Source organism: Paenibacillus tundrae (assembly GCF_030812775.1).
GTDB lineage: Bacteria > Bacillota > Bacilli > Paenibacillales > Paenibacillaceae > Paenibacillus > Paenibacillus tundrae_A.
The window spans coordinates 272,107-285,871 of the sequence record NZ_JAUSTI010000006.1; the positions used below are offsets into that span (position 1 = coordinate 272,107).

Below are 13,765 nucleotides of genomic sequence, written 5' to 3' on the forward strand. Positions count from 1 at the left end.
TACCCTAGGAGTTGTTCGACAGAAATGCAGGAGATGTGGGGCGGGATGCTCGATGGTGGAAGATGACAAGCACCAGCGAAACAACAGCAACGATCAACAGACATCCATAGACATCGTGGTAAGCTTGTTCAACTGTAACGTGAGGAATCCGATGCAGTAACAAACCACAAGCCGCCACAGATACCGAGCCGCCGAAGAACTGAACAAGCTGCAGCAGACCCATCCCTGAACCAATTTGCGATTTGGGCAGAATACGTGATGCTTCGTTATTGAGAGATGACATCGACGCCGAAATGGCAGGTGAGAAGAACAAATAACCTACTGTAATAACAAACGCCGACTGATTCAATCCAAGCATAAATAACGTAAGGACAGCGGCAAGCAACACATGTCCGATGATCAGAAAGCGCATATTGCCGTATTGATCAATCCAGCGTCCTATATATCTAGCCATACATGCAGCGACAATCGCTCCAGGCGCGATGAGCAGCCCGATTGCCAGCGAAGAACGTGCGAATAGGTCAGCCAGTACAAGGGGCATGAGGAACAGATTGCCTAAGTTAACCACCAACACACAAAAGCCAATCATGACTAATCGTGTGTAGCCTGGAGCCTTGAAAACCTGTGGGTTAATAAACGACAGCTTCGCTCTGCGAATATACAGAATGTGCACTACAAGAGACAGGATGCCTACCGCAAACCATAAGAGCGATTGCTGGGTGATCGCGACCAACAATGTTACTGCGTTCAGTGTCGTGAGAATGGCACCTGTTGTATCAAAGGGCTGATCGGTCTTGGTCGTTTCATTCGGTAGGAAATAGAGCAGTACGGGTAGCGCAATTAACACCAGCACAGTAATCGCAAAGAGCCCGTTCCAGCCCCAGTATTCGCTGACTAATCCACCGACAATTGGACCCAAACCAAAGGCCATAGCACTACCCGACGAGATTAGAGCTATGGCAGCACCTCTTCGCTCCAGTGGGATATAACGACTCGCAATGACGAGTCCTAAGCCGGCCATAACTCCTGCTCCAGCCGATTGCAGGATCCGAGTGAGCAATAACACGGCGAAGCTATGTGCAAATAGACCGAGTAAGGAAGACAGCCCTAGAATAAGCAGCCCGACGGTTAACAGCTTACGTACCGGAATCCGATCCGACAACCGGCTATAGATTACCGTTGATAGAGCGTATCCAATCGAGTAGCTGGAGATGACCCAAGAGCCTAGGTCAGACGTTATTTGCAGATCATGAATAATGATAGGTAATGATACGTTAAACATCGTGGTATTCATCACCACAATGAACAGGCAACATGTCCACAGTGGCATGACAATATGATCTTTCATGTAATCCTTCCTGTCTATATGTTCAATATGGAACGATAAGTTGCTTGTACATTCATGCCGTCATATGCGTTCGTTATAACATTTTACGTTAGTGGATTGAATATGGCAATAATGTCATAAATGTTGATGAGAGTTTCAGATTGAAATGGGACGAGCTATATAACATAGAAGGAGTGGGCAGATGTGCCTGAATTAAAATTAGGTATTAAGCATATTATTCAACTCATTGTTCTCATTGTTGTGATTAGCATAGTTGTTCTATTTCTTGTTGTACTCCGGCCTTTTTTCTTCTCATCCATAAGTGAGAAGCAGGCAGAAGCGATTGCTATCAAATATGCGGCAGAAGAATACGATGAGGATGTGATCATTGATCGTGTTTTTCTCCATGGGGGATTTCTAGCTTACCTCATTGATGGACATTTTCAGAATGAGCATCAGACGTCATTTAGAATGCTAGTGGATGATGATAGCGGCAGGGTATCCGACTTTGAATTTTCCAAAGACTATGCGAACATGCAGATGCTAGAACTTAATAATACATATGCAGAAGAATTGATAGCCAAAGGATACGAGGTGCCAGAGCGGTATGTCTCTAGCTATGGAGATACTTTTTTTGTAGCATATAGCTGTGCTGAGTCGAAAGACTGTGATATTCATGAATTGCAGGTACGATTGCCTGACGGGAGTAGTCAAGATGAGATTGGTGCTTTTGGTGATCTATACCGGTGGCAGAAGACATTGCCCGTGCGGATCGATAGCATCTATGTTGATTCTCCAGAAGGTGAAGGTGTGTCTCGATGTCTTCGTCCCGATGCAAGTATAGGAAATCCTGATCATGGACAATCAGATCAATATGCATGGATGGATTTCATAGAGCAAGGGAAGTGTACGAATCGGGGTGACAAGTGATCTTCCTATCAAGGGAGAGCGAATGCGTAACTTGTAGACAGACAGCGGACTAAATATTGTATAAAAATAAACAGGCTCCCTTCGACGGAAGGGAGCCTGCTTTGGTTAAGCGACGCTTGTAGCTTTACCTCGATTACGAATCCATTTGATCAGATCCATTAGAATGACTGCGGCAAGAGCAAGCCCGCCGGCAATGAGGAATTCATACCAGCCAAATGCATCTGGGATAGCGAAGATGCCCCGTACACCTGGAATCAACGTGATTCCATACAGACATAGACACACGAAGATGGAGCCGAGCACGAATTTGTTTGTCGTAAAGCCTACTTGAAAAATAGTCTGCGTATTAGAACGTGCCGCAAACGTCTGTAGAGTACGTGCTAGAATCAGCGTTGTAAAGGCCATCGCCACACTGATCTCCTCAGAGATACCAAGTCCAATATACTGGGATATGATGACGGCAACCCCGATCAGAACCCCACGTGTAATAACAGCCTGTAGTGTTCCACCGGCAAAGATACCTTCATTAATATCGCGTGGTTTCCGTCGCATTACATCAGGTTCGGCTTTTTCGGTGCCTAACGCAATGGCAGGTAGAGAGTCATTGACCAGGTTGATAAAGAGCAATTGCAGAGCAGTGAATGGATTCACCCAACCAACCACGAGTGCGAACAGGATCGCGATAATGGCACCTAGGTTACCAGCAAACAGGTACGCAATCGCTTTTTTGATATTATCAAATACCATCCGTCCCACACTTACGGCATTCACGATGGATACAAAATTATCATCCGTCAAAATCATGGCTGCGGCGTCTTTGGCCACATCGGTTCCGCTTCCCATTGCAACTCCGATATCGGCCTGCTTCAAAGCAGGGGCATCGTTGACTCCGTCCCCGGTCATTGCAGCAATTTTGCCTTTACGCTGCCATGCACGTACAATGCGAATTTTGTTTTCCGGCGATACCCTTGCATACACCGAAATTTGCTCTAACTTTTGATCTAGCTCCTCATCAGACATTTTGTCTAGTTCGCTACCTGTAATAGCCATATCATCTGGCTTAGCAAGCCCAATGTCGATACCAATGGCTTGAGCGGTTGTTTTATGGTCACCCGTAATCATAATGGTACGGATGCCTGCCTTTTTGGATTCTTCAATAGAGCTATACACCGCTTCACGGGGCGGGTCAATCATAGCCGTTAGACCCACGAGGATCAGGTCATGTTCATCCTCAATAGTGACTGGCTTTTTGTCATCAAACCTCTTGTAGGCATATGCCAAAACCCGGAATGCACGTTTGGAGAAGGCTTCGTTTTTCTCTTCAAATTGTGTACGAATCTCTGGTGTCAACGGCTGAACTTCGCCATGAATAAATACATGAGTACAGCGGCTGAACAGAACATCAGGGCCACCTTTGGTCAATAGTGCAGTCTGTCCTTCAAACGTATGCACGGTGCTCATTAATTTACGATCCGAATCGAAAGGAAGCTCGGCTTCACGTGGAAACTGATCACGAATTTCGTTGTAGTCCTTGTTCACTCGGTTACTAAAAGCAATGAGCGCAACCTCTGTCGGGTCACCAAGTTCCTTACCTTCCTGATTGATATTGGAGTCATTGCAGAGCACGGCAATATGTAATAAACGACGTTCCTCTTCAGACCACTCTTTCGGGTCATCGGGAAACTCTTCTTTCGTACCGTGGGGGATGTAATAGTCCACTACCGTCATTTTATTCTGGGTGAGGGTTCCGGTCTTGTCTGTGCAAATGATGCTAGCTGAACCAAGTGCTTCTACCGCAGGCAGACGACGGATGATGGCATGCTGTTTAGCCATTTTATTCGTTCCGAGCGATAGAACGATGGTTACGATGGAGGATAACGCTTCAGGGATTGCTGCGACAGCTACCGCGACAGCAAACATCAGGGCATTGATAATGGATGGGCCAATGTTCTCCGTACCTTCCGTTAACCAGACTCGTCCTGCTTCAATGGCAAAGATCAGAATGGATAGGCCAAGAATGAAGAAGCCTAGTTTTTTGCTAAATGCCTCTAGTTTACGCTGCAACGGTGTTTCCTTAGCTTCAGCATTCTGGATGAGTTCAGCAATTTTGCCGATTTCCGTTTGGAGCGCTGTACCTGTAACGACAAAGGTTCCTCGACCATACACGACGAGTGAGCCACTGAATGCCATATTACGCCGATCTCCAATGGGCGCTTCTTCTGCGATAGCATCAGCATGTTTCTCCGCAGCTTCGGATTCACCTGTTAACATGCCTTCATTGATTTTCAGGCTTCCCGATTCCAAAATGCGACCATCTGCGGGAACGTAGTCTCCGGCATCAAGCAGAACGATATCACCCGGGACTAGCTCCCTAGCTTGAATTGTCCTTTTCTGACGATCCCGAATGACCTTGGCTTCTGGTGCTGACATTTGCCGTAAGGCATCAAGGGAGCTCTCTGCCTTCTTCGTCTGCACGACACTAATAACGGCATTCAGCAGGATGACGAGAAATATAATGAGTGATTCAATCAGATGCCCGAGCACAATCTGTACCGCAGCAGCGATGAGCAGGACGATAACCATGGGATCTTTAAAATTCTCAATAAACAGTTTCCACACAGGTGTGGCGTCTTTTCCTTTTATCTCATTGTATCCAACGGCTTCGAGTCTTTTGGTTGCCTCAGAGGTCGTGAGTCCGTTCAGTGAACTCTGTACTTCATGAAGTGTCTCCTCTGTACTGTGTCTATAATGTTCCAATGGACCAGCTCCTTGCGTATGGATTTCTCTGTTTATATAACCCTGTAGAATGAATAGAATCAGTCAGTGGATCCCATCCCAATTTCAGATATTTGTAGAACATGATGTGGCTAGAAAAATGAAACACGTTTAGATTTTTTTACAGCCTTCCTTAACGTATAATTTCCGACGGAATTCAATCTCATTCGCTTGGTTAGCATTACGCTTCGAAATGAATGGGGTTGCACTTATTTCGCAACGTTCTATATTAGAAGTTACAGAAGTTGGAAGATTACAGAACTGTGTTATTAATCACACTTGCACCTTGAAGTCTCTGCTAGGCTTGTTAATAACGAGTTGTTACCAAGTTTGGAGGGAACGATATATGTTTTGTTATCAGTGTGAACAGACGCCTAGTGGGGGTTGTACCGTCGTTGGGGTATGTGGAAAAAATGAAACAGTAGCTAGTTTACAGGATACGATGATCTTTGCTTTAAAAGGAATTGCCGCTTATGCCACGCATGCACGGCAGTTGGGATATACCGATCCTGAAGTGGATCGGATTACGCATGAAGCTTTATACATGACACTGACGAATTCCAATTTTAATGTGCAAGAGCATATCGATATGGCGATGCAAGTGGGTAATGCAGCAATTCGCATTATGGATGTGCTGGATCGGGCGCATACAGAACGCTTCGGAATTCCACAGCCGATTACGGTAAGTCAGAATCAGATTGAAGGACATTGTATCGTAGTGACAGGACATAATCTGTATGCTCTGGAAGAACTGCTGCGGCAGACCGAGGGGAAAGGCATCAACATATATACACATTCAGAGATGCTGCCAGCTCACGGCTATCCGGCACTCAAGAAGTATGCACATTTAAAAGGAAATATCGGTAAGGCTTGGTATGATCAACGCAGACTGTTCGAACAGTTCCCAGGAGCTATTCTGGCGACGACGAACTGTGTAATGCCGATCAAAGGAACGTATGCTGATCGCTTCTTCTCGTATGAAGTTGCTGGATTAGAGGGTGTAGAGAAAGTGGAGAACGATGATTTCTCACGTCTAATTGAGCGAGCTTTGTCATTGCCTGTAGCCAATGTACAATCAGAACAGGTATTAACTACGGGGTACCACCATGAAACAGTCATTGGGCTTGCACCAGAGATTATCCAAGCAGTCAAAGACGGACATATCCGCCGCTTCTTCGTCATCGCAGGTTGTGATGCACCAGGTAAAGGCGGCAACTATTACCGGGAATTGGCAACATCTCTGCCGAATGATACGGTAATCCTAACAACCTCCTGCGGTAAATTCCGCTTCAATGATGTGGATTATGGAACTGTAGGCGATACCGGTATTCCGCGCTATATCGATCTGGGGCAATGTAATAACTCCGGTTCTACAGTAAAAATCGCTATGGCATTAGCTGATGCCTTCGGTTGCAGCGTGAATGAATTGCCTGTCAGCATTGTGCTGTCATGGTTCGAACAGAAGGCTGTTGCGATCTTGCTGGGCTTGTTCAGCTTAGGTATTCAGGATATTCGCATTGGACCGAAGCCGCCGGAGTTCATTTCGTCGGGAGTATTGGAAGTATTAGTAGAAATGTTTGGTCTGAAACTCATTACAACTGCTGAAGAAGACATGAATGCAATGCTGGCATTGTCTTAATTATACTTATATTTTTTGGAGTGAAGAGCCTACCATTACGGTAGGTTTTTTGCTTTACTTTATTTTGTATTTCTGGTGGTTCATTTCACCTAGTATACATACTCAGATACGCAATCCTAATTGGTTTATTTATCCTATTGTGATTTGTTTGTGGAAATGGATATATAGATAGAGGACTTAAATAACTCGGTTTACCGTTGTAAGAGGAGAAGATATATCCATGAATCACAGGCAACTTGTATCAGATATTTTGAGAATTACAGGAGGGGAGGACAATATTAGAGGCGCAGAGCATCAATTGAGGGCAATCACGTTGGTACTGAAGGATCGGACTAAGGCGGATTTCTCCATTCTTTCTACGAAGCAGTTTACAGCGAATGTTCATCTTGAAGGTGATCGATGCCGGATCGAATTAGAATCAGAAAGTGAAGCATTAGAAGTATTTAATACCCTTACAGGTAGCTACCATGTACATAAGATTGCGGATGGAGAGCAGGAAATTAAGCTTGAAGCAAAGAGATCTTTTTCAGTTTTGCATTTTGTATCGGATGTTTTTAGACCATTACTGCCCGTAATTCTTGGGGCGGGGCTTATCAAGGTCATATTGGGCATCATTCTAATACTAAATCAACTCATATCCGATGATCCCATGTTGATGGATGAGCCTATATTCAACTTGCTGAGTATGATCGCAAATACCCCAGTTTATTTATTACCTGTATTTATCGCGGTTAGCACGGCTTACCGATTGAGAAGCAATATGTATGTGGCTGCCACAATTGGCGGTTTCATGTTCTATCCTGAGATTACCATGTGGTTGAATGGTGAGAAAACAGTTCGTTTGTTTGGCGTGGAAATGATCTCACAGCCAAATCTCTATTCTTCCGTTCCATGGGTTATTCTAGCTGTAATCGCATCAGCATATCTGGAAAGAAAGATTGATAGCAGAGCACCTAGAGCATTCCAAGGAATTGTCGCTTCAATCTTGAGTTTGGTGATCCTCGTGCCACTCATGTTACTCATTCTAGGTATCGTTGGGACATTCGTAGATGATTATGCTGGAGAGTGGATTAGCTCGCTTGTGGAAAGTGCGCCGGTACTGGCGGTTATGTTAATAGCTGCATTCTTCTCTCTGCTGATGATTGTTGGATTGCAATACTGTCTAGTTCCAATTATCATTTATGAAATTACGTCTGCGGGTTACTCTATTGTACTTCCTGCGATGTTTGTTGCGATGTTTGGACATGCAGGTGCAGCGCTGGCAGTTGCCCTTCGAAGCAGAAGGGGCGAAACGAAAAGAACAGCCGTATGGTCCTCCGTTGTAGCACTTCTAGGCGTACCTGAACCTGCAATCTATGCAGTGAATATGAGCAAGAGGATCGCTTTTTACTCAGCACTGCTAGGTGGGGGGATAGGTGGATTGTACATGGGACTTACGTCTGTTAGTATTTCTGTAATTAGCGGTAGTTTCGGCAGTTTGTTCCAGATTCCATTGTTCATAGAAGAAGGTTCATTGAATGTATTGCATGCTTGCATAGGATTGGCAGTATCCTTTGTAGTAGCAGGTGCTTTAACTTATTGGTTAACTGGACGACAAGCTAAAATAACTACATCATTAGAAGTATAAATGAACTAATTATTCCAGATAAACTGCAAGGGACTGATCTTTACTTCCGCATAAAAAGGATCAGTCCCTTTTGTGCGTCATTACATGTTGATTTTCCTTTTTGAATCATTCGAAAATTGCTTATTAAAGCACCTTAAATGACTATGTTGACAAATATTAAGTCTTCAACTAAGATACTTGTATAAATGAATAATGGATATAATCAGGATTGTTACTGATCAGCAGGCAAGACCGATTGATGTGCAAACATGTAGATTTTCGATAAACATGTGTGCACTATTAATCGTCTTTTTTTGTTTCCAAATAATGTTAACGTGCTATTTTAAAAGGAGATTGTTATGAAAATCACACGAATTATTAATAATAATGTCGTTTGCGCAGTCAATGAAAGACACCAGGAGATGATGCTGTTAGGGAGTGGCATTGGCTTTCAGAAGAAAAAGGGAGACGCTGTTACAGTAGAGAAGATTGAAAAAGAATTTTTTCTAAAGTCCAAGCATGTAACAGGCAAATTGTACGCCCTGCTCGCGCAAATACCGATGGAATATATTCGTGTGTCCGACAGCATTATTCAATATGCCAAACAATCCTTGGATAAAGAGCTGAATGAAAATATATATTTAACGTTAACAGACCACATCAACTTTGCAGTCTCTCGTTATAAGCAGGGTATGAATTTTAATAATGCGTTATTGTCAGAAATTAAAGCGTTTTATGCAAATGAATATCGTGTGGCTTTGAAAGCGCTGGAGATGATTAATCAGGAATTCAACATTACGTTGCCTGAAGATGAAGCTGGATTTATCGCGCTTCATATCGTTAACGCAGAGCTGGGCTCTGAAATGGAAGAAACGATGAAGATCACGCAGTTGATTCAGAAAGTACTAAATATTATTCGTTATCAGTTCAAAATTCACTTTAATGAAAATTCCCTTCATTATGCCAGACTGATCACACACTTGAAATTTTTTGCATATCGTCTGTTTAACAATACGGTAGTGACAAGTAACGATAGCGATTTTCTCAATATTATTAAAGAAAAATATAAGCTTGAGTATCAATGTAGCCTCCGAATTGCGCAATTCATTCGGGTCGACTATGGTAAAGAATTAACTGAGGACGAATTGGTGTATTTAACGGTTCATATTAAAAGAGTGACTGATGAAGAAAAGGTTTGATTCCTCAGCGCTCCATAATGACTATACTAGGATTGTTACTGGTGAGGCAGGCAAGACCTAGAGTTCCATCGTTTATAGAGCATATCTATATTCGATAGAACTCTAGGTCTTTTTTTATTAAAAAATATGTTAAGGGGGAGCAGTACATGAAACACGAAAGCACGGCCGCCGATATCTTGAAATTAGTCGGTGGCGAAAAAAACGTAGATAGTGTAACACACTGTGCGACTAGGCTGCGATTTAATCTTAAGGACGAGTCAATTGCTAACAATGAAGCATTGAAGAACGTTCCAGGGGTTATGGGCGTTGCCAGTAGTGGGGGGCAGTATCAAGTCATTATCGGTAATGAGGTAAACAACGTCTACAAAGCCTTGGCGCAACTCGGAAACTTCACAAGTCAGAATGATGGCCCAGCGGTGAAAAAGGGAAGAATATCTACGGTTCTGGATACGATCTCTGGCATTTTCACTCCGATTCTACCCGCTATGATCGGTTGTGCCATGATCAAGGCAGTTCTGCTCATTTTGAAAACTTTTGATCTCGTTGATCTTGATGGTCAATTCAATACGATTATGACCTTCGTTGGTGATGCGGCTTATTATTTCTTGCCAATGCTGCTCGCTTGGAGTGCGGCTGTTAAGCTTAAAGCTAATGTGGGCTTCGCGTTAACGATTGCCGGTATCTTGTTGCATCCTAGCTTCTCTGCTTTGCTGTCTGCAGGTGAGCCTGTTTCATTCTTAGGTTTGCCTGTTACACAAGCAACCTATTCGTCTTCAGTAATACCCATCATTCTAGCAGTATGGATTTTGTCCTATGTGGAGCGATTTGCAGAGAAATTCTCTCCTTCCGTGATCAAATCAATCTTGAAACCGTTAATTGTAATCCTTGTCATGGCGCCTTTGACATTAATTGTTCTAGGACCATTGGGTGCAATTGCCGGTAACTATCTTGCATCCGCTGTCTCTTACGTCAATGCACATGCAGGATGGTTAGTGTCTGGTATTATCGGCGGAGCGTTCCCTTTCCTGATTCTGACGGGGATGCATTATAGCTTGGGGCCAGTTGTTCTCACTGCTTATGCACAAACAAAAACTGATAGCATTGTCGGCCCAGGTATGCTCGTACACAACATTGCGCAAGGCGCAGCTGCGCTCGCTGTCGCATTAAGAACCAAGAATAAAGCATTCAAACAAGTCGCTTACTCTACCAGCGTAACTGCATTGCTCGGAATTACCGAGCCTGCACTATTTGGTGTTACTCTACGATTGAAAAAACCTCTGATCGCTGTTGTCATTGGTGGTGTTATTGGTGGTATTTATGTAGGTTTGTTCGGTGTAGCTCGATCCGCTCTAGGTATTGCCGGCTTGGCTACGTTACCAGCATTTATCACCGATAATCCATGGAACTTAGTGCATGCAGCAATTGGTCTTGTTATTAGCTTTGTTGTCACCTTCTTGATGACTCTTATTTTAGGATTTGAAGATGTACCTGAGAATGTAAAGAAGGAAGAAGAAGTAAAGTCTACTTCGACTAACCGTACGCCTGTTGCCGGTATTTCTGAACATGTACTCACTGCACCGATGACTGGTCGCGTTCTAGAGTTGTCCACTATTCAGGATGAAGCATTTGCAACGGGAGCAATGGGAAAAGGAATTGCTATTGAACCTACTGTTGGGAAACTCGTTTCACCTGCGGATGGTGTAATCTCCGCAGTGTTCCCTACTTACCATGCCATCGGTATTAGCTCCAATAATGGCGCAGAGCTTCTCGTTCACATTGGTATGAATACAGTGAAGTTGAAGGGTGAACATTTCAAGGTGCATGTGCAAGAAGGTGATGTAGTAAAAGCTGGGGATCTGCTCATCGAATTCGATACGGATGCAATCGCCGCCAAAGGCTTTGATTTAACTACACCTATTATCGTTACCAATTCAAATGACTTTACAGATGTAATTGGTACCGATAAGCCATCCATCACGATGGGTGAGAAATTGATAAAGATTATTTAAGGAGGATTAATACATGAATAATATAAGCGTATTTCCGGAATCTTTCTTATGGGGTGGCGCTACGGCTGCGAATCAATATGAGGGTGCTTGGAATATTGATGGTAAAAAGGCTAGTACAGCAGATATGATGACGGGTGGAACGCATACTATTCCAAGACGCATCACGAAACATATTGAGGAGGGTGTACACTATCCTTCTCATGAGGCAGTAGACTTTTATCATCATTACAAAGAAGATATTCGACTGTTTGCAGAGATGGGTTTCCGTTCCTTTAGAATGTCCATTGCGTGGTCCAGAATTTTTCCAAACGGAGACGATATCACGCCAAATGAAGCAGGACTACAGTTTTATGACAATGTGTTCAATGAATTGAAAAAGTATAATATTGAACCGATCGTAACGATCTCTCATTATGAAGCTCCGTTTGCACTAACTGAGAAGTTCAACGCCTGGGCCTCTAGAGAGATGATTGAGTGTTATGTCCGGTATTGCGAGACTATCTTTACACGATATCAAGATGTTGTGAAATACTGGATTACATTTAATGAAATCAACAGTTTGATTGTTCCAGCAGGTGCGTATATAGCAGGAGCATTGCTGGTTGATGACAGTGGTATATTCAACAATACTGCTGTGGATAGTACACAGTTGAGATTCCAGGCTCTACATCACCAATTTGTAGCGAGTGCCAAAGCTGTTAAACTGGCTCATGAGATTAATCCGGCATTTCAAATGGGTTGCATGATCAATTATAGTCATGGGTACGGAAGCACATGTAAACCGGAAGATATGTTAAAGGCTCTGCGAATGGATCAGGTTAACAATATGCTGAGCAGTGATGTGCAAGTAAGAGGAGAATATCCTGACTTTGCTAGAAGATATTTTGAAGAAAACAATATTCATATTGAGATGGCAGAAGAAGACGAGGCTATATTAAAACAAGGCTGTGTTGATTTCTATAGCTTTAGCTACTACAAATCCCATGTGGTAGGCACCCGTCCAGAGGGTGACGAAACCCAAGGTAATGTATTTGGCGGATTCAAGAACCCCTATTTGAAAGCAAACGATTGGGGCTGGCAGATTGATCCTATAGGACTTCGTTATGTTCTTAATCATGTTTACGATCGATATTGCATCCCAATGATGGTTGTTGAAAATGGCCTTGGTGCAGTTGATGTTGTTGAAGAAGACGGTTCTATCAATGATACGTACAGAATTGATTTCTTGCGAGATCATATTGAACAGATGAGAGAAGCCGTTCGTGATGGGGTTAATCTGATTGGCTATACAGCTTGGGGTTGCATCGATATCGTCAGTGCTTCGACTGGCGAGATGGCTAAACGCTACGGATTTATCCATGTGGATAAGGATAATGAGGGTAACGGAACCCTGAAACGAAGTAAGAAGCAGAGTTTCCATTGGTATAAACAAGTGATTGAATCTAATGGGGAGAACCTGGGCTGAGATTATATGAAAAATATTCTGTTTAGCAAAAAGCTGCTGATGTAGTGGTTGCATTGCTAGATTAATAAAATGCTTATAAGTAAAACCTCTCTTTCCTGATCGTTTAAACGACAGGTAAGGGAGGTTTTACATTTTTTAATCCAATAACTCCGTTAAGCATAAAAAACGCATTATACATAGTATTGATTCAAATCAAGGCAAGGTATGACCTCTTCTGTCAGTATAGAAGCATAGATTATCACTGGGAGGTCGCAACGATGCTAAATTATACATTTGACGATATGAAACAGATAAATAGAGAGAAACTAGGGAATATGGTACCACTGGAACTGTTTCGCACCATTCGTTTAATTGGATTGAATCAGGGGCTGCCAATGGGTGGCAAAGGTACAACGCTAACAATTGGTCGAAAAATTGGAGAGAACCTGCCTGTACACACGGTTGAGGAGTTGTTACACCTGTTTGAAGAGTTGCAGATTGGCATTCCCCGGATTTTGCAGAGAGATGAGCATAAGATGACTGTTGCAGTAGATGACTGCTTTTGCAAAGGACTACCAACTCTTGAAGATGAGAAGATGGTCTGTGACCTGGAAGGCGCGATTCTTGAGGGTGCACTGACGAAGATGATGAAACGTAGGGTGACAGTGAAGGAAACAAAATGTAATGTGAGTGGGCATGAGCACTGCGAGTATGAGATCCGAATGTAGAGTAATATCAGCAGTATTCAGGCGATGAATCATACATATATGTGAATATCTGGTGAATTCCTGGTTGTTAAAGTCCATAGTCATCTGTTCTCCATTATAATGAATGAA

9 protein-coding genes are annotated in these 13,765 nt (G+C 43.2%); 7 read left to right on the plus strand and 2 right to left on the minus strand.

The features are described 5' to 3' along the window. Positions 1 to 4: 4 nt before the first annotated feature. Complete coding sequence (locus J2T19_RS13250; RefSeq protein WP_307216380.1) at positions 5 to 1,348, minus strand: MFS transporter; 1,344 nt, start codon at positions 1,346 to 1,348, stop codon at positions 5 to 7. A gap of 183 nt (positions 1,349 to 1,531) precedes the next feature. Between J2T19_RS13250 and J2T19_RS13255 the strand changes: the two genes are divergently transcribed. Beyond that, the gene (locus J2T19_RS13255) at positions 1,532 to 2,257 is read left to right on the plus strand and encodes a hypothetical protein (protein WP_307216382.1); all 726 of its coding nucleotides are present in this window, start codon (positions 1,532 to 1,534) and stop codon (positions 2,255 to 2,257) included. A gap of 105 nt (positions 2,258 to 2,362) precedes the next feature. Here the strand turns inward: J2T19_RS13255 and J2T19_RS13260 are convergent, their stop codons facing one another. Beyond that, a complete protein-coding gene (locus J2T19_RS13260) occupies positions 2,363 to 5,014 on the minus strand; it encodes a cation-translocating P-type ATPase (RefSeq protein WP_307216384.1) in 2,652 nt (883 codons plus the stop codon). Positions 5,015 to 5,378: 364 nt separating this feature from the next. Between J2T19_RS13260 and hcp the strand changes: the two genes are divergently transcribed. The 6 genes from hcp to J2T19_RS13290 all read left to right on the plus strand — a co-directional run bounded on the left by hcp (position 5,379) and on the right by J2T19_RS13290 (position 13,657). Beyond that, positions 5,379 to 6,671, plus strand: coding sequence for a hydroxylamine reductase (gene hcp / locus J2T19_RS13265; protein WP_056701675.1), 1,293 nt, complete (start codon positions 5,379 to 5,381; stop codon positions 6,669 to 6,671). Positions 6,672 to 6,891: 220 nt separating this feature from the next. Next, positions 6,892 to 8,298, plus strand: coding sequence for a PTS transporter subunit EIIC (locus J2T19_RS13270; RefSeq protein ID WP_307216387.1), 1,407 nt, complete (start codon positions 6,892 to 6,894; stop codon positions 8,296 to 8,298). Between the two features lie 338 nt (positions 8,299 to 8,636). Then, on the plus strand, positions 8,637 to 9,476 hold the full coding sequence (gene licT / locus J2T19_RS13275; RefSeq protein ID WP_307216389.1) for a BglG family transcription antiterminator LicT: 840 nt from the start codon (positions 8,637 to 8,639) through the stop codon (positions 9,474 to 9,476). Positions 9,477 to 9,622: 146 nt separating this feature from the next. Next, a complete protein-coding gene (locus J2T19_RS13280) occupies positions 9,623 to 11,485 on the plus strand; it encodes a beta-glucoside-specific PTS transporter subunit IIABC (protein WP_307216391.1) in 1,863 nt (620 codons plus the stop codon). Between the two features lie 13 nt (positions 11,486 to 11,498). Further along, positions 11,499 to 12,950, plus strand: a complete 1,452-nt coding sequence (locus J2T19_RS13285; RefSeq protein ID WP_307216393.1) for a glycoside hydrolase family 1 protein — start codon at positions 11,499 to 11,501, stop codon at positions 12,948 to 12,950. Between the two features lie 257 nt (positions 12,951 to 13,207). Then, positions 13,208 to 13,657 carry a V4R domain-containing protein gene (locus J2T19_RS13290; protein ID WP_307216395.1) on the plus strand — a complete coding sequence of 150 codons (450 nt, stop codon included), beginning with the start codon at positions 13,208 to 13,210 and terminating at the stop codon, positions 13,655 to 13,657. The last annotated feature ends 108 nt before the right edge of the window (positions 13,658 to 13,765 follow it).